Below are 22,644 nucleotides of genomic sequence, written 5' to 3' on the forward strand. Positions count from 1 at the left end.
CCCATAAGGGACTTGCACCCTCTAGATTAATATTTTACCTTTCGGTAAAACAAAAGATGCCCATACTGGGCACACACACTGTATATGAAATCATAGCACCCTTCGGGATGCTACGCTTCATATACTAAACGTTAGCAAACATTTACCACGACGTCATTTCCTGAAATAGGTTGACCAAAAATCAATCATTTAATTCAGGATCAAGATGAAAGACAACAAACCTCCCTGCCCAAAAAAAGAGTATCAAAAAGTAAGTTTTGAACTCAAGCTAATGATCATTGACCAAATTCAAAATGGTCAGATCTCTATTAATTATGCTGCTAAATCCTATAACGTTTCAAGATCTTCTATTGACTATTGGCTAAAAAAATACAGTACCTTAGAACAAAAGAAACGAGGTATGAGCAAACAAGATGAGATCAAAAAGCTAAAAGATAAGATCGAAGAACTCGAGTTTATTAAAGAGTTTCAAAGGGATTACATTGCTAACCTGGAGAACCTATCAGGACTCGATCTGGCAAAAAAGCATTTGCCCGAAGCATTGGCCAAGGAAATAGAAAAACGCAAAAGAGACCTTTTAAAATGAAATGGGTCTACCAATGCTTCGGGATATCTAAACAAGCTTTTTACAAGCGTCTGGCAACACATCAAAAGTCAAACCAACAAGAACAAGTCATACTTAACCTTGTTGAACAAGTCAGAAAAGAAATGCCAAAAACAGGCAGTTTAAAGCTGTATAAATCAATCAAGCCGGCACTTTTGAAAAGAACATCAAAATGGGCAGAGATCGCTTCTATCTACTTCTTAGAAAACATCGACTCCTCATACCAAGAACTAAAAGAGCACACATTACAACAAACTCTAAGCATCACTTTTATAAATATCCCAACCTAATTAAAAACTTCATCCCTAAAGCTGCAGAGCAGCTATGGGTAAGTGACATTACCTACATCAAAACAGATGGTGGTAATGCATATTTGGCACTGGTAACAGACGCGTACTCCAAAAAAATAATGGGTTACAAAATTGATGATCATATGAAAACGAGCCTCTGCATAGATGCGCTGAAAATAGCTTTAAAACAAAGACAGTACCCCAACCAAAAGCTCATTCATCAACCAGACAGAGGTCTGCAATACTGTAATCCTACCTATACTAACTTTGCTGAGAATAACGGAATCAACATCAGTATGACACAACAATACGATCCCTATGAGAACGCTGTAGCCGAAAGAATAAACGGAATATTGAAACAGGAATTTGGATTGGGTAAAATAATTTTAAGTCTGAAATTGGCTCAGAAAATGGTTAAAAAAGCAGTCAAAATCTACAATTCAAAACGAATACACTACAGCCTGAAATTTAAAACACCAGACTTTGCTCACAGTAATCAAAATCACAATTACAGACAGTACAGAAAAATACCGATATTAGTAACCCTATAAAAACAAAATAGTAAACCAAAAAATGGTCAACCTATTTCAGTATAAGACAATCGTGCTTAAATTCAGCATTTGAACTAATTTTAAAGTTTTTGCAAAAAAATGTCCAAAAATGAATTCGCCAAATGTCTTTAGAGTGAACTAAAACATTTTACAATGAAAAAATATTTATTACTTCTTCACGAAGACATCGAAAAAATGCAAAATCTTTCACCGAAAGAAATGGAGAAATTGACGAATTCCCATATGGCTTGGGCAGAAAAATTAGGCGAATCTGGACATCTGATTTCTGGCGAGGGACTTGAAGAAAATAGCGTACAGATTTCTGGAAAGGACAGTATCGTGAAAGATGGAACATTCTTGGAATCAAAAGAAATGATTGGTGGCTACTATTTACTACAAGCCAAAGATTTAAAAACGGTTATAGAATTGGCAAAAGGTTGTCCTTGCCACTTATGGGGCGGAACTACCGAAATCAGACCGATAATGGAATATGAAGAATAATATATCTTCGCTTGTCGAATCGAGTTACAGAACATTTTACGGAAAATTATTTTCAGCTCTTTTTAGTCAATTCGGTGCTAATTATATAAGTGAAATCGAAGATGCAATTCAAAATTCATTTTACAAATCTTTAAAAAGTTGGAAACCAAACCAAGTTCCCGATAACAAAGAAAATTGGCTTTTTATTGTTGCCCGAAATGATATAATTAACCAAATAAAAAAAGATAGCCGACTGCAATCACAATCTGATTTTATAACAAACGTAGAAACAGAAAATCTAAAAGAAGATTTAAGGCTAAAAACTATTTTATTCTTATCTAAGTCCAAAAAGGTATCGTCAAAAGTAAAAGTGATTTTTGTTCTAAAAAATATCTTTGGACTGCATATCAAAGAAATTAGCGAATGCACTTTACTATCTCAAGATGCTATTTACAAAAGTATAAACAGGGCTAAAAAAGACTTTCGACAATCTACAAAAGATGCAAATTTCGATTTGACTTTTGAGCAAATAGCTGATAAAGAAATTGAAATTGTGGAAGAAATTCTATATGCAGTTTTCAATATTGGTTTTGACTCTTTCAACGAAAAAACCAATTCAATTATCAATGAAGATTTATGTTTAGAGGCTTTATCACTTTCAAAAATTTTGTCCGACAAATTTCAGCAGGTAACAACAAAAAATCTTCTTGCATTATTTTGTTTTCATCTTGCCAGAATTCCGTCAAAGGTTAAAAATGACAAAATCATTTCATTCTTTGAACAGGACAAAACCAATTGGAACCAAGACTTTATCAAATTAGGTTTCCATTATTTGGAAAAACCTGAAAAGCTCAATAAATATTATATAGAGGCTTTGATTGCAAGCAAGCATATGACAGCCACGAAGAACGACATTGAACATTGGAACGGAATAATAGAACTATACCAATTATTAATTTCGGTTTCAAATTCGCCAATTACGAAATTGAACCTTTGTTATTGTTTAAGTAAAGCACAGAGAATCGAGGAGGCAAAAGAATTATTGGAAATTGTCGAAAACGAATTACCGAACGAACACATCTATCTTTCTTTGGTAAAGGCTAACATTTTCGTAAGCAAACAAACCTTGGAATCCGAAAAAATCATTGACCGAGTATTAAAAAATATAAACCAAAATATCAGACGGGAATATATATTGGAAAATATGTCAGCTGACTTCTGAACAAAACATTAAATTATGCGAACACTATTTATAATCCTAATATTAGCATTTACCACATCTTGTACGGAAAGGAACAATTTTTCAAAACAACAAGACCAAAACCAAAAAATAGTTGAACAGTATTTTGAATATTTCAACAATCACAATTGGCAAAAAATGGCAGAAATGTACCTTGAAACAGCGGAATTTAAAGACCCATCGCTTGGCGAGGGAATTGTAAAGATGACAACAGCAGAAATAGTTGCAAAGTATTCGGAACTGAATGGGATATTTAGTGACATACAAGATAACGTAATACAAACTTATGCATCTGGCGAGAAAAATATAATAGTGGAATTTGTGTCAAGAGGGACTGCACCAGATAACTCGAAATTTGAATTGCCTATTTGCACAATATTTACAATCGAAAACGGAAAAATAATTAAGGATTTTTCGTATTTTGACAACTTCGAGGAATAAAGCCAGCGCACAACAAAGAACTCCTATGAAAAGAATTAGTTCAGTTTTTAAATTTAATATTTATTTTAATTAATTCATAATGATGATTTTGGGGTGTTGAATAGTTGATAATTCCGATAGGATTATCAATCATTCAATACCATATAACTTGCTCCTACTCCTATGTGTGATCAATACTCTTTATAGATTGTCACCAGCATCTGTTTGATTATAGTTATAATAAACCCGGCCACTAGCTGAGGTATGTGATAGTGTTATAAGGTCACCTTCTTTGTTTTGTGATACGAGCTTTTTAAATTTTGATTGAGCTTTGTTATTAGTTAGGTATATTCTCTTTTTATGAGATAACCCCTATCACATAGGGAATCTCTGTCTTTATTACTGCCAATGTCCTGCTAAGTAATTTTCTGGCTATTTTCACAATTATTGTCTTTACGTTTTTACCTAAATGCTTGCGATAATAGTCTTGCACAACAGGATCTGTCCGTATGGCTTGCCAAGCAGCTCCTATAAAATAACTCCGCATCAATCTATGAGCACATCTTGTAATACCAGTGTTTCTTATATTATTTCCACTTTGATAAATACCTGGGGCGAGTCCTACGTAACCCGCTAGTTGTTTTAAGTTATTAAAACCTCTTAAATCCCCTAATTCGCTAATAATACCACAGGCCACTATCCCGCCTATTCCTGGAATACTCCTTAGGAGTATGTAGTCTTTCTTAAAGTGAACTTTACAGTAGCGGCGAAGCTGGGAGGAGACATCACGCAGATCTTTATCTACAAATCTAAAATAGGGAATATGACTATCCAACGCCATTCAATCTGCGGAATAGGCAAAATCAACATTGTCTAACCAATCACGAAAAGAATGGCTCCAATGAGAATTATCAAATTCAACAGGAATAGGAATACCTTGGTTTAAAAGCAAACCCTTTATAAGGCTTTTTATTCTTCTAAAATTCTTGACCAAATCATTTCGACGCCGAAATAGAGATCGTAATTGCTCTCGCTCTTGATTAGGTACATGAATACCTTGCAGACGGCTATCCTTGAGTTCTCTTGCAATGAGTTGCGCATTAATACGATTAGTCTTAGTAAATTTTTCTTTCCCCTTTCTATGGATATCCGCAGGGTTTACAACCAATGAGTGCCAGCCATATTCTTCAAAAGACCTATGAGCCTAATAACCACAGCTTCCGGCTTCATAAGCTGTATAGACATCATATCCGCTATAATGACGATCCACATAAAACCTGAGCTTAACTGGATCTGGATTCATTGAAAATGTCTTACCAGAAGAAATATCGGTAGCACAATGTACTTTCCAGCTACACTTGTGAATATCAATGTCAATATATAGCTTTGAATAGTGATTTGCTTTGTTTCCATATCTTATTGTATTAGTGCCTATTAAAGATACTGGACTCGCTACTTTTACATAGATGCTGAGGTAAAAAACAACTCTTTCCTAGTTTAAATTTGAGACATATTTATCCTTTGCTAAAATCTGTCACTACAGATCTTAACTGTTTCATTTATTCCTTTTTCGACCTATTCTTTAGCTAGAACAGATACGTAATTCTCATCGTAGGATAATCCAAATTTAGCAACAGCAAAGGCTTGTTCTAATAGCTTATTAGCTACTGCTATCAACGATAATTTTTTACTCTTGCCCTTAGCTACAATCCGTTCACAAGTATCCCTGCAGCCTTTGTTGTACTTAAAAGCATTTTGACCTCCTCCCATTAATTCGAACATTTAAAATTTAAATCAAAGTTCCAGCTACTAAAAACATAATGAATTTGACGAAAAGAAAGTAATAGATAAAAGTTGGCTGAAGACCATCACATAACATTACAGGAAACAAGTAAAAAACATTAAAAATCCTTCAAGTTTGTTAAAAAGGGGCGAATTCGGTGGAGGTAAAATCTCAATGTCTTTTCGAGCCCAGTAAAAGCAGTAAAATTTCAATTTTGGATAGTTCCTCTTTCTCCGCTGAAAAGCCCCGTAAACGTACTGTTTACGGGGCTTTATTCTTTTATATCTGTTGGAATCTAATACTCCTAAAAGATAAACACTTTTTTTTCCAAAATGCAACTAAAAAATATAGTACGTGCTTATATGCTGCTTATGCCTTTTGCTAAAGTTACATTTTAAGTCTTAAAAATTGCATTAAAACAGGTTGTTACCCCTAAAAGTAAAATACCTACCAAAAATTGACTACCAAACACTAATAACTTAACTAATAAATTTATTAATTGGAATATGGTATAAATCGGATAGCTATTACCCAACTTAGTGTTAGAAAACTATAAAAACAGTTTTAAAACTAAATTTGCAGTTTATTATTTCATATATTGAACGTTTATCAATTATTGTTTTATGAAAGTCATACTGTATTTCAGCTTTATAATTCTAATTCTACCCATATATGGTCAAAATGCGAACAATTACAAAATCACCTACGAACTCACTTATAAACCAGATACAACCGATTTAAATCAAATCAAAAAAGAGCGTATGTTGCTCTATACTAACAGCAAGAGTTCCCTGTTTCTGAGCTATGGGAGGATTTTAAAAGATTCTATGCGCGGTAAGTTTGGAATAGGCGACATAGGAAGTACAGCCTACAAAAAAGCTTCAGCTGCTGCTAAAACAGATTTCAGTTACAGACTTTATAAAAGGCCGCTAGAATCTGAAGTTTTTCATTGCTTGAAAATAGCGACTGATAATTACTATTATTCTGAAATTTCTAGTTTTGATTGGCAAATAAATCAGGAGACCAAAACCATCTTAGGTTATTCTGCTCAAAAAGCTACAACACATTTTGCCGGTAGGTATTACGAAGCCTGGTTTTCAACTAAAATTGCAATACCAGAAGGCCCTTATAAATTTTCAGGCTTACCAGGGCTCATTCTCGAAATATCGAGCACAGACAAGGATTATAAGTTCTCAATTGTTGGGCTTGAAAAAACATCGTTCTTTCTTTCCTGTTTCACAAATACCACCTAAATCCTTTCAGCAAAGTCCTAAAAAAGAACTTCTAGAACTACAAAAAGAATATTATAACGACCCTATAGGCTTTATTAATAATTGGGTAGGTAAAGGTGGCAGAACTGTGCATATAGGACTGCAAGGAAAAGCCAAACGCGATCATTATGCAAAATATGGCAAGAGTGGTATGCCATCACTGAATAATTTTTTAGAGCTGGATTAGATGAAACATTTTTTCTTTACAATATTACTACTGATAGCTTGGTCATCCATTTATGCTCAGGACCTTCAACAAGTCGCATATACCTATAAAGCTACCTACGAACTTCAATTTAAAATAGACTCTACAGATTCTGAGTCTATAAAATCAGAACCGGTACTGCTATACCTCAGCACCAATCAATCTCGCTATTTGAGCCTTAGCCAACAGTTGAAAGATTCTCTGTTTTCCACGTTAGATCGAAAAAACCGAAGTATGGCAGAATTTAGTCGCGTGCGATCGATGATTCCCAAAACAGAATTCAATTATGTAATCTTTAAATCAAAACCTGAAAACAAACTGGTCTACGCCGAAAAGATTTTTAAAGATAAATTCAAATACATGGAAGATCTAGAAATGCGAGACTGGCAAATTAAAGCAGAGACTAAAGAAATTTTAAGCTACACAGCTCAAAAAGCAGAAATTGAATTTGCTGGAAGAAACTATACTGCCTGGTTTACTGCTGAAATTCCTTTTAGTGACGGGCCTTATAAATTTACAGGATTACCTGGTCTTATTTTGGAGATCTATGATGATCAAGATCACTATCATTTTACACTAAGTGGCTTTCAGAAATTCAGTAAGCCGGTTGCTCCTTTTCTTAATTTAAATACCTACAAAACCATCGCAAAATCAGACTTGCTTCAGATAAAAGAAAACTTTGATGAGGATCCTATTTCTGCTTTGGAAGCGGCCGGTGTAAAGCTTGACTTTGCAAATTCTTCATTAAGTAAGACTCAAGCAAAACGCGATCTTTCCAACTCAAAATCTAAAAAGAACAATCCAATTGAGCTCATTACAAACTAATTCGTTAGTTTTAACTATGGATTTAGTTTTTATTTCAAAAGAAGTTTCAGTTTTATTCATTCTAAAAGCTTCATATGAATATTAAAAAAAGTGATATAACTCTAAAAATCAATGCTGTATTTAAAACTTTTTTCTAAAAGTGATTTTCGATAAATAACTATATAAGAAATAGATACACTCAAGTATTAGATAAATAGAAACGGAAAAGTAATGCTTGTAGAAACAACTCTAAAAAAACTACTTTAAAATAATGCTATAATGGATTCTAATATATATATAAAATGAAAACCTCTTACCTCCTCTTTATAATTTTAATACCCATTATAAGCTTCAGTCAGTTTAAAATACAAGGCAAAATAATAGACCCTGAAAATAAAGAGAATTTAGAGATTAACTTAAGCATCAGGAGTGAAATAGAAAAAACGATTCCTGTTAAAATTAATGATGCTTCTTTCTTTCTAGAATATACAATTGACGAACCCATAAATAGCATGCTGCAAATTCAAAATGCTGGAAAGTCTAAATCTGTCAAAATTCTGGTTGATAGAAATAGTTCATACAATGTGGATTTGGTGCTAGAAGATGAGCAAAAATATTTTGATGATAAATGGTTTAAAATTGAAACTAAATCTTCCTACTATCAAGTCTGGAGAAACTTTTACGATGAACAAAATGAACTGTATTTAAAAAAGAGAAACACACTTAGTCTCTTTGAGGTAGGTGAAATATCTAAGAAAGAACTTGACCGGCAAATAGATGCAATAGAATTTAATATCACCCAAGCTTTTAAAAAATTAGCTACAGAGCATCCTGACAACTATGCTACGCCATATATTATTACGGGAGCACCTGATTTTGGCAAGCACTATTTTCCCTATTTTAAAGCACTTTCACAAAATGTAAGAACTAGTTATTGGGGTAGAACGCTTAAGTCTCGTTTAGAAGACTCAAAAACCAATTTATCAAATAACACTGCAAATTCATCAACCATTTTAGGTTCTCGATTTGCAGTATTGAAAGGCAATACACTTTCAGGAAATTACCAAGAATATTCATCAGCAAATTTAAATTCAAAACTCACTCTTATTGATTTTTGGGCAAGTTGGTGTGGTCCCTGTAGAAAAGAAAATACAGCACTAAGCGTTTTAAACAAAAATTACTCTAAAAGCGAATTTCAAATTATAAGCTTCTCGTTAGATACAAACCAAAATAAGTGGGAAAAAGCTTCAAAAATAGACAACATAACGTGGAAAAACATTTCTGATCTAAAAGGAGTAAAATCTTATATCATGAATGATTTTCAAATCCAACAATTACCTAGAAATATTTTGGTAAATGCTGAAGGTAAAATTATTGCTTTGGATAAAACAGGAACTAATTTAAAAGATTTTGTAAGTGAATATCTAAACAGTAATCCTTAATTCAATTTATTATTAAAAAACGGTCTAATATGCGTCTCTATACTTATTCCTTTTTCCTTATCACTTTTCTAATTTCATCATTGGGTTTCAGCCAAAACAAACTCAAAGGAAAACTAGAATATAAAGTAACTTATAAATTGAGCTTTCAGCTCGATTCTACTGATGCAGATTCGCGAAAGTCTGAATTGATGATTCTTTACTTAGGTGAAGACTTTTCCAAGTATTTAAGCCGTGCAAAAACCATCGCCAACCCCATCGTGGTACAAGGGAATTCTGCGCATACCTCGCGCAATGCCTTGACCCATTTTCATTATGAGATCATAAAAGAACGAGAAAAAGATAGCTTATTGTATCTGCTCAAAATCCCTAAAATGGAAGATCGCTTTGTCTATGCAGAATCTAAGCAGCAATTTGATTGGCAAATAGCGCAAGAAACCAAGACTATTGAAGGCTTCACTGCACAAAAGGCAACAACCACTTTTGCCGGTCGGGAGTATACCGCTTGGTTTACTACAGAAATCCCCATCTCAGATGGGCCGTATAAGTTTAATGGTTTACCGGGTTTGATTCTTGAGATCACCGATACGCAAGGCTATTGGGATTTTAAGTTTGTAGGGCTGGAAAAACTTACGCCTAAGATTGCCTACCGACTCAACCTCAAACAATATGAGAAAACCACCAGGCCTTCGCTTGAAAAGCTTTGGCATCGCTACCGAAGCGATCCTATGGGCTATGCTAATAATCCTAATGTTGTTGGAACTCCTGAAGTAGATCAATTTTATCGAGACGCGTTTGCCGAGATGTTAAGTAAAGAAAATAATCCTTTAGAACTAAAATAGGTTGAAGCATAGATATGGATTGATAGTGCTTATTTGGTGTTGGGTTTCGGTCCTTAATGCGCAAGTGATCCTTACGGGCACCGTTAAAGAGGAGGCCAATAAAAACCTAAGCGGGGCGATACTTACCATCAGTAAAGATTCGGTTTCCTCGATTCTCGCCTATGCGATCTCTAAAAGCGATGGAAGCTTTAAAATACGTATCGATAATGCTCCGGAAAAACTCTTTATCAAAGCTTCGTATATAGGGCTTACCACCTTCAAAAAAACGCTTGAGCGCAAATCTCAAGAACTGGAGATCCAACTGCGTCCATCTTCAGAAGCATTAAAAGAAGTAGTAGTCAAATCAGAAATCATTCAGCGGCGTGGCGATACGCTTAGTTTTTCAGTAGAAGCTTTTAAAGACAAAAACGATCGCGTCATTGCCGATGTCTTACGTAAAATGCCGGGTATTGAAATCAAACCCGGCGGGCAAATTCACTATCAGGGCAAACCCATTCAAAAGTATTATATAGAAGGGCTTGATTTGCTTGAAGGGCGCTACAGTCTGGCCAATGAAAACCTTGCTGCAGATGCAGTTTCAAAAGTTGAAATCCTCGAAAACCACCAGCCAATACGGGTTTTAGACAGTCTGGAATTTTCTGAGCGCGCCTCGCTCAACATCAAATTAAAAAACGACGTCACCCTAAGCGGAACCGCAAAGCTTGGTTTGGGCGCAACTCCGCTATTGTGGGAAGCCAATGTAACCCCGATGCTTTTTAATAAAAAGCGCCAGTTTATTGCGAGTTATCAAAGCAACAACACCGGGAAAAATGTTGCCAATCAGGTACGGGATTTCAGCTTCAATCCAGAAGGTACTACCTATAATATTGCCAAAACAGATTGGGTTTCCTTGCTCAATCCTGCAACGCCGCCTTTTTCTCAAGACCGCTGGCTCGACAATAATGTGCATTTAGCTTCGGCTAACGGAATTCAGCGGTTGAAAAGTGATCTGGACCTCAAAGTGAATCTCTCGTATCTCAACGATTACCAGCAACAGCAGGGGAGCACACAGACTACCATCTACACACCGCAGGATACGGTTTCGATTGCAGAAGCAATTGATAATCGCCTTTTTATAAAGAATTTTCAAGGGAAGGCTACCTTAGAACAAAACACTAAAAAGAACTACCTAAAAAACCAATTGGAGTTTAATACCTATCGCAATACCCAGCGGGGCATGGTGCAACGCACAGATGCGGAGATCGCACAACATTTAAGCACTCCTTTTTACGGGTTTAAAAATAACTTGGATCTCTATAAAACCTTCGGTAAGCAATTGGTGCGCTTCAGTTCAAATACCGGATTTTCAGAATCTGATCAATTTTTAAAGGTGCGCCCGGGGCAGTTTGAAGACGTTTTAAACGCCGGGAACCCGTATGCAGAAAGTCTGCAAAATATCGAATCCTCAAAATTATACACCGACAATTCGGCGGGAATGACCAAAATGCTGGGCAAATTTACCACCACCTTAAAACTGGGGTTTGCGCAACAAAAAGAGTCGCTAAAGAGTGCTTTGGTCTTGGAGGAATCTGATACACCACTGGGCCATGCTTTTCAGAATGACACCCAATTTCATACTTCAGAAGTTTATCTCCAACAAAGTTGGCGCTTTAAGAATACTTCAGAAACTTGGAACATCAGACTGGGTGTGCCTATCGCGTTTAAAGCCTTTGATTTAGAAGGTAACAACAGCCAAAATCTGGATGCTTTCGTGTTTGAACCTTCAGCTTATATTCAGCATAAAGTGTCGGCCAAATGGGAGCTTTCGGTCTCGGGAAACCTCGATTATAACTTTGGCAGACTCGAGCGCTTGTATCCGGGATTTATATTGACCAATTACCGAAACCTCCAGCGGTATAATGCACCCATTTTGGAACAAATGGCGCAGAACTATTCGGCCTCTTTAAATTATCGAAATCCGATCAAAAGGCTTTTTGTCAATGCTTCCTACAGCTATGGAAGGACCAAAAGTAATTTGCTCTTTGGGAGTCAGATAGACCCCAACGGTACTAGCATTCTCGAAGCGGTGGTGCGCGACAATTATGTCAACAGCCACCGGTTTAATCTTGAAGCCAGCAAATATTTGAGCCGTTTAAATACTTCGGTCAAGCTGAATGCATCCTATAATATTTCAGAGCGGGAGCAACTGCTCAATGCAGCTTTAGCCAAAAATGAGAATACCAATTTTAATCTGAATGGAAGTCTGGAATCTGAACTGAGTGCCTGGTTGAGTCTGTCGTATTCCGGAAGCCTAAGGTTTTACAATTCGAAGCTGAATACGGCAGCATTGCAGCAACTCAACACGCAACAGCACAATGCGGAGGTGTTTTTGTATCCCTGGGAAAATCAATACCTAAGTTTGGGTGGCGAATACTTTAAAAACTCGCTTACCGATGCGAACCGCAATTACTTTTTAAACCTGAGCTATCAATACACGCTTACCCAAAAGAAGATCGACTTAAAGCTTGTTTGGAGTAATATTTTGAATACCAAAAACTTCATCAACGCTTCCAGCAGTGAATATTATATCACCCAAAACAGCTATGTCTTGCGCCCTTCGCAAGTTTTAGCAAGTATTTCGTTTAGTTTTTAATATTGATTCTATTATAAAATTATTTTTTTAGAAAATCAAAAGAATAAATCGGAATGCGAGCAACAAAAGCTGTAGCTATTGGTAAAGAATTATTGGCTAATAACAAATATGATGAGGCAAGTGGCAATAGAGAAGTTACTTTCATAGGGTGTATAAAATTTAATTCTTGCTTTCAAAATAAGAACGTGTCCACTATAAAAGCTTATTTTTAAGAATTGAAGTTTTTTCTTCCGCTAAAATCTCTTTAAAAATTAAAATTTTCTAAATCTAATATTATTGAACAATGCTAAAAAAGAAGACTAGTTTATTAATAATCCTACTTTTAAACTTCTTTTTGCTAAAAACTCAAGCTCAAAAAAATGACAATTATTGGGACATTTCTTCTTCAAAAAGCATTGTTTGGAATGTAAACAAAACGGATTCCTATCCACATGGAGATAATATTGAAATGTCTGGAAAAAAGGTTTCCGCAATAATTTATTACGATGTTAATGAGGATAAAGAACTCAGTCTAAAGCGTGAAATTATATATCCGCAATTAAGAACTATTGAGGAGGATTGGAGAAAATACCGGGCGTATTATAAGAAAATCTACGCAGATGAAAGTGAACCAACAGTTACAGCGGGTGGTTCTAATTTGGTATTCAAAAAAGTTGATTCTGTAGAAATTAATGGTAAAATCACTTTTTACCATACTCCGGTACAGGAGATAATTCTTAAAAGAACTTTATTTCCATCCATGAATCAAAGAGTATTTGTGGAAAATTGGGAATTAGTAAATACAAGTGACACAACAAAAGAATTACAAATTGGCAAGACAGATACGCTTGATCAACTGAGAGGATACAAAGGAAACTACACGAGTCATGTTTATAATGATGCTGATAGCGCAATTAACCTCCTCCCCCATTCATCTTATAATTTCACGCTTTATTTTTCTGCAGCTATTGATCAAGAACCTATAAAGGGCTTTAAATACAAAGAAATTGAAAAGGAACGGAATCAATTTCTCAAAAAAATTGAAGAAAATCTTGTTTTAGAAACGTCAAATCCTGTAATAGATCAGCTTTTCTATTTTTCAAAAATACGTGCTTCTGAAAGTATTTTTGAATCAGAGATGGGACTGGTACACTCACCGGGAGGAGGAAATTATTATATAGGTATTTGGGCAAATGATCAGGCAGAATACAGCGGTCCCTTTTTTCCTTTTTTAGGCTATGAAACGGGTATTGAAGCTGCAAAAAATGCCTATCTCATGTTCTTAAAAAATATTCCTGAAGATTCTTCTCCTATATGTTACTCATTTGAAATTGATGGTGAGCTCCCCTCCTGCGGTAAAGACAGAGGAGATGCCGCTATGATCGCATATGGAGCTTCCCAGTTCTTATTGCGAAGTGCCGATAAAAAATTTGCAAAGAAAATATGGCCGTTAATTGAGTGGAGTCTAAATTACTGTCATAATAATAGGAATAAAGAAGGAGTCGTTTTATCAGAAACAGATGAGATGGAAGGAAGAATATCTACAGGTGAAGCAAACCTTTCGACTAATTCGTTGTATTATGGAGGACTACTCAATGCCTCATACCTTGCTAAAGAACTTGGTTTCCAAGAGTTATCTGCTCAGTATTCTAAACGCAGTTTTGAAATGGCTCATGCTATTGAAGAGTATTTTGGTGATAACATAGAAGGCCTAAATACCTATCGTTATTTTAAAGGAAATACGCATCTCAGACATTGGATCTGTTTACCGCTGGTTATGGGAATCGAAAAAAGAGCGGAAGAGACTGCCAATGCACTTCTAGAAAAACTTTGGACAGCAAATGGGGTTTTAGTGGAACTAGATCCCAGCTCAACAAAGCCTGAAGTTTTTTGGGACAGAGGGACTCTATATGCCTTAAGAGGAACCTTTAAAGCTGAATTATTTGACCAGTCTCTCCACAAGTTAGTTGATTACTCAAATAAAAGACTATTAGGAGATCACGTACCCTACCCTATAGAAGCTTTTCCTGAGAATAATATGAAACACCTTTCCGCAGAGAGTGCTTTGTATTGCAGATTAATTATTGAAGGTATATTGTCATTTGAACAAACTGAATTCAATTCTTTTAGTATTACACCTCAACTAAACGATGATCTATCCAGATTAAGTCTCAAAAATCTATATATCGGTGAAAAAGCCATTTCAATTGACCTGGAGTTGATAGAAGATAAAATTGACACTAAAATTTATCTAAATGGAGTTGAACTTATTAATAAACGGGTCAAATCCGGTGAAGAAGTAACTCTTAAAATCTAAGTTCAGGGAATAGGGAATTAACATTATTAGAAGCAAAAAAGCCATGAATAATCATGGCTTAAACAGATAGCTTGCAGGAATATGTCTTTTAATCAATTACAATACTATTGATTCCCTTTTCTAATGCTGTATCTTGTATAATAGGTACGTGTAGGCCTTCAGCTCTAAACACGGTAAAATCTGTCATGCCTAAGAATCCTAAGAATGATTTTAGGTAAGGTGCTACAAAATCATGTTCTTTGCCTTGTTCATCTGTATAAATACCTCCTGAACTCATTGCAACATACACTTTTTTACCGGATACGAAACCAATAGGGATTCCAGCTGAATTATAACCAAATGTAATTCCTCGACGTGTTATATGATCTATCCAAGCCTTAAGAGAAGAATGAATGGTCCGGTTGATAAGTGGCGCGCCTATTACCAGTATATCACAATCAAATAATTGTTTCAATAGTTTACCTGACAATTGAAGAGCTTGCTTAATTTCATCAGTATGCTCTTCTTCTGGAGTAAACATTGCATTTAAAGTTTCTGGTGTTAAGTGTGGGATATTACGTTCCACTACATCCAATTGTTCAAGTATACTGTTAGGATATTTTTCCTTTATTTTTTCAACTATAGCATTTCCTAATCTTTTGCTGTATGACTTTTCTCCCATAATACTGGAGTTGATTTGTAATATTCTCTTTGAGTTCATTTTGAATTTTATTAGACTTTAAAAACACAAAACTAAACTGAATAACTATGTAAAAGATAGGAGTTACCTAAAGGAAAGCGGTTCCCTTTAGGTAAGTTAGTATCTTTGTAACATGGCAAAAACTAAAGAAACAGCACCAATTACAAAAGAGGAATGCTCAAGCAATTTGAGAAGTGTAATAGATGCTTTGTATGTTTTGAATGGAAAATGGAAATTGCCCATCGTATTGAGTTTAATCAACTCTCCAAAACGGTTTAATGAGATTATGAGAGACCTGGAAGGTATTTCTCCTAAAATACTAGCTCAAGAGCTCAAGCATTTAGAACAAAACAAACTGGTAGTAAGAAATGTGTTTCCTACTACCCCCGTAAGCATCATGTATGAGGCATCGGCATACAGTGATACATTAAAAGATGTATTAAGAACTTTGAGTGACTGGGGTGCTGGCCATCGGAAGAAAATTATTGAAGAATAAATCGATAAGAAATTCACTAAAAACTTCTGAATTTCATTTGCAAGTTTTGTTTGAATGAACCTGTTGACGACTGAGGTGCTAACGCTATTTAAACCTTTTGTATTAAAAATAATACGCTTCATTAGTTCTCTAAGAAATTTTTCTAAACCTTTTCTCATCTTGCCGTTAACTACCACCTAACCGAAAGTCGTGGCTATTGGGTTTCTATTTTTTTTATGTCTTTGGTGACTATTTAAATTCATTTAATCAACGGTACCCCGTAGTTAGCATTTTAAATTGTTCTACCCATTTTTTTCCACGTTTCTCAAGTTCAGCTTCTCATACAAATCCCTTTTTCCTGTATCCTCTTCTTACTTTATGGAAAAGAATTTCACCCAATCGGTATTATTATAGCATCACAGAAAACACAATGCCCGTTATAAATCTCAACCAAAATTTTAAATAGATTTTACTACTGACAAACTGTTGTCACCCTTCCATTTTACTTTTGGTTTAAATACCAATAATCAACAATTTAAATCATCTATCATGAGTAAAAATGAATCTAAAACAGCTATTCAAGAAGTAATTACACCAGCAGAGTTATTGAAACACTGGCAAGGTCACCGTAGTTTAACCCGTAGGGTCATCGAAGCATTTCCAGAAAAGGAATTTTTCAATCATAGCATAGGCGGTATGCGAACTTTTGCTGAGATGACCCTTGAACTTTTGGCTATTGCAGGGCCGGGTTTGAAAGAAATCGTCACTAAAGAAACTCAAGCATTAAACGAGCATATTGATCATAAAGATCAAAAAAATCTAGTGTTGAAGCTTTGGGATCAAGCTACAGAGGAAATCGATACCTACTTCAACCAAATCACTCCGGACAGCTTTCAAGACACTATTAAAACTTTTGGACAATATGAAGGGACGGTCATTTCTTCTATACTTTATTTTATAGATAATGAAATACACCATCGTGGACAAGGTTATGTATATTTAAGAGACCTCGGAATTGAACCTCCATTTTTTTGGGAGCGCTAGTTGCTTATAATTATGAAAAACGTACTAGTCTTTAAAACATCTGTAAACGAGGAAATGGATATCAACAAGTTACGTCCTGTTTTAAATGCATTGACACCTCCTACAGATCTATGGAATTTTGACCTGGAAGATTGTGACAATATTTTAAGGATTGAAACTCAGAATTTGACAGCCACCGCAGTGCTCGACAGCCTGCATTTCTTAGGATATTTATGCGAGGAATTACACTAAATTCATAAAGCTTAATCATAAAGGGTGCAATGTTCTATATAGTGCATTGCACCCTTTATAGTTTCTTTCACTCCATAAAAAAGGAATTGTTTAAAGCTTATCTGCTATTTTTTTTGACAAGGCTTTAATTCGATGTTTTAAATCCTCAGGTTCTATAATCTCTGCATAATCGCCAAATGTCATATACCATCTGGCAAAACCATCCTCAATATTACGCGGCATGAACGTCATTTCCGTTTGGGCTCCCCTATCTTTTTTTGATAGGAAACCGTAATACCTTAGTCCACTTTGTATATACTTTACAATACTTTTTTCTACCAAGATGCGAACCTGAACTGCAGGCTTTTCATTAGTGCTGTTTAAATAACTATTTAATGATTGGTGTACTTTGGTGAACAAAACTTCTCTACGTTGAATGTGTTTAATCCTGTCTGTTCGAAATTGTCTGTAATCCTTTCGTAAATGACAGTAAGCCATGATGTACCAAAAATTAGCTTCGTGAAACAAACCGACAGGCTCGATAGATCGATGGGTAGGCGTTTCCGTATCCTGAGCTAAATATGCCAAGTGCACTTGTTTTTTTTCTGCTATACTCTCAAAAAGAATTTCTAAAGCATTAGGTACATCTTTGTTAAACAATGCTTCCTGAGGCGTTATAAGTATTTGAGATTCTATAGCATTTACCCAGTCCTTATCTTCACCTTTCATTACAGATTTCAATTTGAACATCGCTGATTCAAAATAAGACCCCAGCCCTTTGTCTGTAAACTTCTGCATAAGTTTTTCAGCAGCGACAAAACTCCCGGCTTCTTCCCGTGTGAACATAATAGGCGGTAAGCGATATCCTTCTACAATAGAATAACCTATACCCGCCTCACTTGAAATAGGAACCCCTGAAGCTTCCAGTGTTCGAATGTCACGATAAATAGTACGAAGACTTACATCAAAACGATCTGCTAATTCTTGGGCTTTAATGATCCGTTTAGACTGTAGCTGAATGAGAATAGCTATAATTCTATCAAATCGCTTAGGAGCTTCTACACGCATTATGGATTAGAAATTTTTCAAAAATAGTGTTTATTACTTAAGTTTTCCTTTCCAGTTCTTTGTTATACTTAGTTTTTACTTATTCCTATTTCAATGCTTCTTTTTCAAAAGTTCAGTGATCTTATTTTCTCTAGCTTTGGAGCTATAAAATTGATTAGATTCTAATATTGATTGATGGGTAGAGTGTTTTGTAATAAACGGTATTATGTTCGATTTAATTTCTAACATACATAAATCTGTAGATGAAGTGAGTTCTTCTGAGTTGCCCCCTTCTATTTTTGGCGTTTTTATTTGAGCCATTACTAAATAGGTGTCAGCTTAAACATCACCAAGTTCAGAATCAAAATAAGATATGGTTATCTCATAAAATCCATATCCAAAAGTTTTGTATTCTAAGATGATAAAAACTGACAATTCATTTCCTAAATTCTTGAATAGCCGCTTTGAGGTTTTAGTATGTCTTCTGAAACCTTCAGAAACAAAAAAAGGATCAATTTTATCTTTGAAGATTTTATTAAATTCTTTTTCTCTATCTTTTTTTAACAGGTTTCTCAGGCATTCATTTTTAATTGAGTACAACGGTAAGTATTTTATTTTTCAAAACCTTTTATCAAATGACTTTCCGTTAAATTTATAAACTCCTCCATCTTCCATTCCAAAAAGTAAGGTTTTGTTTTTATCCAAGTATATATCCCAAATTATTTGTGATTTTTGTCCTTCATCGATTGTGAAATTTGTCAAAGATTCTCCATTATATTTCCAAACTCCTGAATCTCTATCTGCAAACCAAATATTCCCTTCATTATCTTCCTCAATTGCAAAAACGGATTGAAGTCCCGTATTTTTATTGGTTTGACCATTTTGGATGTTAGATCTAAACTCTTTCATTGGAATTAATTTACCTTGTTCCTTTGAAAAGTGTATTGTGAAATCTCCACTTTTAAGGATTACACCAATTCCGTTATTTCCTATCCAAATTCGTCCTTTTGAATCTGCTAATACACTTCGTATATGAATTTGTTCATTATCCTCAAGGTTTAATTTTTCATGCTCATAAACATCTACTATTTCCCCATCGTAACTAAATAATGCAGAGTAGGTTGCAATCCAAACCCGTTCTTCTTTATCAATTGAGATACCAGTTACGCCAAATGAGTTATATGGGTCAATATTCTCAGGCTTTGGAAAGACTAAGTAATTCAAATTTATTCCGTCAAAACGGCTTATACCTTCTTCTTCTCCCGCATAAAACCATAAATTTCCAGTTGTAGTATTCCAGTCAAATTTTGGAGCATTAAACTGAGTTGCATAACTTGTGAATTTACCTTCATTATAACCATTCACACCTCTTGCTGTTGCAATCCAGATTATTCCGTTTTTATCTTCTTGAATTGAACGGATTTGGTTGTCCTGTAAACCGTCATTAGTTGTAAAGTATTTAAATGTATTTCCATCATATTTGCATACTCCTTCATTATGACTTCCAAACCAATAATTGCCTTTACTGTCTTGAAAAATGGCGCGTATACCCGAAGTAAATTTTAAAATGTCGGTTTGTGAGGTATTTACCCATTCTTGACTAATTACTTCATTTTCGGTTGATTTCTTTTCAAAGCAAGAAAAGTTTAGCGTCAATATGATTATTAAGTAGATCAATTTACTTTTTCTGTTCATTTAAATTTTTACTAATGGCTCACAACAAGTTTTATAAAAAATGTTATATGCTAAAAGTCTGTAAGATAGAAAAAGAAAACAAGGTTAGGAATGCCCATTAGACTTTCCGATAAGCACTCATCTATCGATTGTTTTTAAACGGTGGATGCACTGGCATTTTCCCTTTTCTTGCTTTCAGTCGTTACAGACTTGCGAGACTTATAAAAAAATAGAAAAGAAGAAATTTAATTAAAGGTTTGTCTAAATTCTAAAGGCGATTGATTGGTTTTAATCTTAAATAATTTACTGAACGATTGTGAATGTTCAAAGCCTAATTCATATGCGATTTCGCCTACCGTTAATTCTGTGGTTGCTAGTCTTTCTTTGGCTTTTTCAATTAACATATCGTGAATGTGCTGTTGGGTGCTTTGTCCGGTTAGGGTTTTAAGCAAACGGCTTAGATAACTTACAGAAACATTCAATTCCTCAGAAATATACTGAACAGTTGGCAACCCTTTTTGAGTTAGGGCAACATCCCTGAAGTAATCCAACATTAATTTTTCAAACCTCTCAAGAATTTGATGATTGACTTTTTTGTGTTTGAGGAATTGACGATGATAGAAACGGTCGGCATAATTCAATAGTGTTTCTAAATGGGCTATGATGATATCCTGGCTAAAATTGTCAATGTTTGCGTGATACTCTTGCTGAATATGTTCAATAATTCCGACAATCGTTTTTTCTTCTTTCTCTGAAATCATCAATGCTTCATTTGCCGAATACTCAAAATACTCGTACTGCTTGATTTTATTTGCCAATACAGTATTCCAAAAAAAATCGGGATGAACAAGTAACACCCACCCTGATTGTTTTAATGCTTCATTTTTCTCTTTGGAAATATTAAAAATCTGATTGGGTGACATAAATGACATAATGCCCTCATCATAATAATATTGGCCTTGCCCATAATTAACCTTGCCTTTACTCAAAACTCTTTTAAGAGCTATCACATAAAAATCCAACGCTAAATTCATGGGTTCATCAGCATGCCAGTGTTGAACATCTTCAACATCAATAACACTAATTAAATGATGTTCAGGCTTGGGTAAACCCCTGTATTGATGAAATTCGGGTATGGTTTTAATGTGCTTTGTCATTTTAATTTTCTTTTCTCACTTCTACTATAAATTTTCCACGAACGTGTCCGGTTTCACTTTCCTCGTGTGCTTCGGCAACTTGTTCTAAAGCATACACATTGCCCAGAGTCACTTTTACGTTACCTTCATTAAACCACTGTGTAAATTGATTGAGCCATGAGAGATGATTGATTTGTGCAGCAAGAAATTCTCCTTTGACATTCTTGTCCTCCATTGCTTTTTCAACTGTTTCATCAAAAGGGAAGTCCACATTGGCACTAATAAAAATTCCGCCTTCTTTTAATATGCTTATACTCTTTAAACGCTCCTTATTATCCCTAACTGATGAAGCTTCAAATACAATATCAATATCTTGCAATAACGCTTCAAATGATTCTGTCTTATAGTCGATCACTTCATCTGCGCCAAGTTGCTTTACAAATTCCTGATTATCTGTAGAAGCGCTACCAATAACATAAGCACCTTTTATTTTTGCAAATTGCACGGCAAAATTTCCGACACTTCCTGATGCACCTTGAATAAAAATACGTTGCCCTGCTTTCAGTTTTCCAAGGTCAAAAATTGAATTCGCTGCTACAAGTCCCGTTAAAGGAACTGCAGCTGCCTCATTAAAAGAAAGACTTTTAGGTTTCAACGCAAATTGGCTTGCTTTTGCTGCTACATATTCGGCATAGCTGCCGTTACCTGGAAAATTAGGAACGCCATATACTTCATCGCCTTTTTTAAAGTTTGTAACGTTGCTGCCCATTTTTTCTACAACCCCTGATGCGTCCCAACCTAAAATCAAGGGCAGCTTTAAATAAGGTCGCAATACAGCGTTACCGCCTTCACGAACAACCCTGTCCACAGGATTTATACCGCTTGCATAAACCTTTACTAAAATTTCATCTGCTGCTGGTACGGGACGTTCTATTTCTTCTATTTTCAATACATCCGTTCCGCCAAATTCGTTGATTACTACTGCTTTCATGTTTCTGTATTTTATTAATACAAAGTTGAGCAGAAGGAAGAAATCTGATGTAGCCGAAATTGACTTTGTTGTAGGCTAAAATGAAGTTCGTTTGTAAAAACTAAAATTAATTTTAGTACAAGAGGGGCCGGCGGGCTTTTGCTTAATGGTTTGTGCATGGTGAATATCCCGAAGGGTATGCACTATATACCTTGCTGAAAATAGTTATTGTTTTCCTGTACCAGTTCAATTTCTTCAGTTTTTAGATCGTAAATCAAAAGTCCTTGATTTGCTTTATCAAGGTGTCCTATTAATTCTCCCTTTTATTCCAAACAGAACTTAATCCATTAGCGACAAAATTATCGCTATAACCCATAGCGTTACACATTAGAATTGGTGTTGCAAATTCTTTGGCTATTAAGGGAAAATATTTACACGCCTTATCCGTTCCTCTGTTTGATTTTGAAACACTTGCAATATACAAATCAGCATTATTTTCTTTTGCTTTCACAAAATGTTCTCGTTGAAGTGTTTCATTACAAATTCCAAGAG

The 22,644-nt window shown here is 35.1% G+C and carries 22 protein-coding genes and 2 pseudogenes; 15 read left to right on the forward strand and 9 right to left on the reverse strand.

The annotated features are described in order from the left end of the window. The first annotated feature begins 205 nt into the window (after positions 1-205). From DSM03_RS17390 to DSM03_RS17410, 5 genes are all read left to right on the forward strand, one after another. Entirely contained in the window at positions 206-586 is a 381-nt protein-coding gene (locus DSM03_RS17390) for a helix-turn-helix domain-containing protein (protein ID WP_128763426.1), read from the forward strand. A 190-nt stretch (positions 587-776) separates the two neighbouring features. Next, positions 777-1,445, forward strand: coding sequence for an IS3 family transposase (locus DSM03_RS17395; protein WP_128763427.1), 669 nt, complete (start codon positions 777-779; stop codon positions 1,443-1,445). A gap of 153 nt (positions 1,446-1,598) precedes the next feature. Next, complete coding sequence (locus tag DSM03_RS17400) at positions 1,599-1,946, forward strand: YciI family protein (protein WP_128762779.1); 348 nt, start codon at positions 1,599-1,601, stop codon at positions 1,944-1,946. Further along, a complete protein-coding gene (locus tag DSM03_RS17405; protein ID WP_128762780.1) occupies positions 1,936-3,147 on the forward strand; it encodes a DUF6596 domain-containing protein in 1,212 nt (403 codons plus the stop codon). Before DSM03_RS17400 ends, DSM03_RS17405 begins: the two co-directional genes overlap by 11 nt. 15 nt (positions 3,148-3,162) lie before the next feature. Next, complete coding sequence (locus DSM03_RS17410) at positions 3,163-3,606, forward strand: nuclear transport factor 2 family protein (RefSeq protein ID WP_128762781.1); 444 nt, start codon at positions 3,163-3,165, stop codon at positions 3,604-3,606. Positions 3,607-3,943: 337 nt separating this feature from the next. Here DSM03_RS17410 and DSM03_RS17415 read toward each other — a convergent pair whose 3' ends face one another. The 3 genes and pseudogenes from DSM03_RS17415 to DSM03_RS17425 form a co-directional block, all read right to left on the reverse strand. Next, entirely contained in the window at positions 3,944-4,426 is a 483-nt protein-coding gene (locus DSM03_RS17415; RefSeq protein WP_128762782.1) for a transposase, read from the reverse strand. Beyond that, positions 4,427-4,762: pseudogene (locus tag DSM03_RS17420) on the reverse strand (IS110 family transposase); the annotation flags it as partial. 398 nt (positions 4,763-5,160) lie between these two features. Then, positions 5,161-5,340, reverse strand: a pseudogene (locus DSM03_RS17425) (IS110 family transposase); the annotation flags it as partial. Positions 5,341-5,991: 651 nt separating this feature from the next. Here DSM03_RS17425 and DSM03_RS17430 point away from each other — a divergent pair. The 7 genes from DSM03_RS17430 (at position 5,992) to DSM03_RS17465 (ending at position 14,857) form a co-directional block, all read left to right on the forward strand. Next, positions 5,992-6,621 (forward strand): GLPGLI family protein, encoded by a 630-nt coding sequence (locus tag DSM03_RS17430; RefSeq protein WP_128762784.1) that lies wholly within the window; start codon positions 5,992-5,994, stop codon positions 6,619-6,621. Further along, complete coding sequence (locus DSM03_RS17435; protein WP_128762785.1) at positions 6,575-6,826, forward strand: hypothetical protein; 252 nt, start codon at positions 6,575-6,577, stop codon at positions 6,824-6,826. The genes DSM03_RS17430 and DSM03_RS17435 overlap by 47 nt, the downstream gene beginning before the upstream one ends. Continuing rightward, positions 6,827-7,669 carry a GLPGLI family protein gene (locus DSM03_RS17440; protein WP_128762786.1) on the forward strand — a complete coding sequence of 281 codons (843 nt, stop codon included), beginning with the start codon at positions 6,827-6,829 and terminating at the stop codon, positions 7,667-7,669. Between the two features lie 491 nt (positions 7,670-8,160). Then, on the forward strand, positions 8,161-9,090 hold the full coding sequence (locus tag DSM03_RS17445; RefSeq protein WP_161567112.1) for a TlpA family protein disulfide reductase: 930 nt from the start codon (positions 8,161-8,163) through the stop codon (positions 9,088-9,090). A 29-nt stretch (positions 9,091-9,119) separates the two neighbouring features. Then, a complete protein-coding gene (locus tag DSM03_RS17450) occupies positions 9,120-9,929 on the forward strand; it encodes a GLPGLI family protein (protein ID WP_128762788.1) in 810 nt (269 codons plus the stop codon). 1 nt (position 9,930) lies between these two features. Then, positions 9,931-12,561: an outer membrane beta-barrel family protein gene (locus tag DSM03_RS17455; protein WP_236638943.1), complete on the forward strand. Its 2,631-nt coding sequence runs from the start codon at positions 9,931-9,933 to the stop codon at positions 12,559-12,561. A gap of 334 nt (positions 12,562-12,895) precedes the next feature. After that, on the forward strand, positions 12,896-14,857 hold the full coding sequence (locus DSM03_RS17465; protein ID WP_201740476.1) for a six-hairpin glycosidase-like protein: 1,962 nt from the start codon (positions 12,896-12,898) through the stop codon (positions 14,855-14,857). Between the two features lie 88 nt (positions 14,858-14,945). Here DSM03_RS17465 and DSM03_RS17470 read toward each other — a convergent pair whose 3' ends face one another. Beyond that, the gene (locus DSM03_RS17470; RefSeq protein ID WP_128762790.1) at positions 14,946-15,557 is read right to left on the reverse strand and encodes an FMN-dependent NADH-azoreductase; all 612 of its coding nucleotides are present in this window, start codon (positions 15,555-15,557) and stop codon (positions 14,946-14,948) included. Positions 15,558-15,669: 112 nt separating this feature from the next. Here DSM03_RS17470 and DSM03_RS17475 point away from each other — a divergent pair, with 112 nt between their 5' ends. The 3 genes from DSM03_RS17475 (at position 15,670) to DSM03_RS17485 (ending at position 17,286) form a co-directional block, all read left to right on the forward strand. Beyond that, entirely contained in the window at positions 15,670-16,032 is a 363-nt protein-coding gene (locus DSM03_RS17475) for a winged helix-turn-helix transcriptional regulator (protein ID WP_128762791.1), read from the forward strand. Between the two features lie 528 nt (positions 16,033-16,560). Next, positions 16,561-17,055, forward strand: coding sequence for a DinB family protein (locus DSM03_RS17480; protein ID WP_128762792.1), 495 nt, complete (start codon positions 16,561-16,563; stop codon positions 17,053-17,055). Between the two features lie 12 nt (positions 17,056-17,067). Then, a complete protein-coding gene (locus DSM03_RS17485) occupies positions 17,068-17,286 on the forward strand; it encodes a hypothetical protein (protein WP_128762793.1) in 219 nt (72 codons plus the stop codon). A gap of 90 nt (positions 17,287-17,376) precedes the next feature. On the opposite strand, the gene DSM03_RS17490 is transcribed toward DSM03_RS17485, so the two are convergent. From DSM03_RS17490 to DSM03_RS17515, 5 genes are all read right to left on the reverse strand, one after another. Beyond that, positions 17,377-18,333 (reverse strand): helix-turn-helix transcriptional regulator, encoded by a 957-nt coding sequence (locus DSM03_RS17490; protein ID WP_128762794.1) that lies wholly within the window; start codon positions 18,331-18,333, stop codon positions 17,377-17,379. Between the two features lie 597 nt (positions 18,334-18,930). Continuing rightward, entirely contained in the window at positions 18,931-20,007 is a 1,077-nt protein-coding gene (locus tag DSM03_RS17500; RefSeq protein WP_128762795.1) for a ligand-binding sensor domain-containing protein, read from the reverse strand. A 224-nt stretch (positions 20,008-20,231) separates the two neighbouring features. Next, entirely contained in the window at positions 20,232-21,143 is a 912-nt protein-coding gene (locus DSM03_RS17505) for a helix-turn-helix domain-containing protein (RefSeq protein WP_128762796.1), read from the reverse strand. A gap of 1 nt (position 21,144) precedes the next feature. Continuing rightward, on the reverse strand, positions 21,145-22,113 hold the full coding sequence (locus tag DSM03_RS17510; protein ID WP_128762797.1) for an NADP-dependent oxidoreductase: 969 nt from the start codon (positions 22,111-22,113) through the stop codon (positions 21,145-21,147). A gap of 289 nt (positions 22,114-22,402) precedes the next feature. Beyond that, positions 22,403-22,603 carry a hypothetical protein gene (locus DSM03_RS17515; RefSeq protein ID WP_128762798.1) on the reverse strand — a complete coding sequence of 67 codons (201 nt, stop codon included), beginning with the start codon at positions 22,601-22,603 and terminating at the stop codon, positions 22,403-22,405. Positions 22,604-22,644: the final 41 nt, after the last annotated feature.

The organism is Leeuwenhoekiella aestuarii, from assembly GCF_004104055.1.
Taxonomy (GTDB): Bacteria; Bacteroidota; Bacteroidia; order Flavobacteriales; family Flavobacteriaceae; genus Leeuwenhoekiella; species Leeuwenhoekiella aestuarii.

Coding starts and splice junctions, on each gene's coding strand:
- DSM03_RS17390 (WP_128763426.1), top strand. CDS start 206: ATGAAAGACAACAAACCTCCCTGCCCAAAAAAAGAGTATCAAAAAGTA.
- DSM03_RS17395 (WP_128763427.1), top strand. CDS start 777: ATGGGCAGAGATCGCTTCTATCTACTTCTTAGAAAACATCGACTCCTC.
- DSM03_RS17400 (WP_128762779.1), top strand. CDS start 1,599: ATGAAAAAATATTTATTACTTCTTCACGAAGACATCGAAAAAATGCAA.
- DSM03_RS17405 (WP_128762780.1), top strand. CDS start 1,936: ATGAAGAATAATATATCTTCGCTTGTCGAATCGAGTTACAGAACATTT.
- DSM03_RS17410 (WP_128762781.1), top strand. CDS start 3,163: ATGCGAACACTATTTATAATCCTAATATTAGCATTTACCACATCTTGT.
- DSM03_RS17415 (WP_128762782.1), bottom strand. CDS start 4,426: ATGGCGTTGGATAGTCATATTCCCTATTTTAGATTTGTAGATAAAGAT.
- DSM03_RS17430 (WP_128762784.1), top strand. CDS start 5,992: ATGAAAGTCATACTGTATTTCAGCTTTATAATTCTAATTCTACCCATA.
- DSM03_RS17440 (WP_128762786.1), top strand. CDS start 6,827: ATGAAACATTTTTTCTTTACAATATTACTACTGATAGCTTGGTCATCC.
- DSM03_RS17445 (WP_161567112.1), top strand. CDS start 8,161: ATGCTGCAAATTCAAAATGCTGGAAAGTCTAAATCTGTCAAAATTCTG.
- DSM03_RS17450 (WP_128762788.1), top strand. CDS start 9,120: ATGCGTCTCTATACTTATTCCTTTTTCCTTATCACTTTTCTAATTTCA.
- DSM03_RS17470 (WP_128762790.1), bottom strand. CDS start 15,557: ATGAACTCAAAGAGAATATTACAAATCAACTCCAGTATTATGGGAGAA.
- DSM03_RS17475 (WP_128762791.1), top strand. CDS start 15,670: ATGGCAAAAACTAAAGAAACAGCACCAATTACAAAAGAGGAATGCTCA.
- DSM03_RS17480 (WP_128762792.1), top strand. CDS start 16,561: ATGAGTAAAAATGAATCTAAAACAGCTATTCAAGAAGTAATTACACCA.
- DSM03_RS17485 (WP_128762793.1), top strand. CDS start 17,068: ATGAAAAACGTACTAGTCTTTAAAACATCTGTAAACGAGGAAATGGAT.
- DSM03_RS17490 (WP_128762794.1), bottom strand. CDS start 18,333: ATGCGTGTAGAAGCTCCTAAGCGATTTGATAGAATTATAGCTATTCTC.
- DSM03_RS17500 (WP_128762795.1), bottom strand. CDS start 20,007: ATGAACAGAAAAAGTAAATTGATCTACTTAATAATCATATTGACGCTA.
- DSM03_RS17505 (WP_128762796.1), bottom strand. CDS start 21,143: ATGACAAAGCACATTAAAACCATACCCGAATTTCATCAATACAGGGGT.
- DSM03_RS17510 (WP_128762797.1), bottom strand. CDS start 22,113: ATGAAAGCAGTAGTAATCAACGAATTTGGCGGAACGGATGTATTGAAA.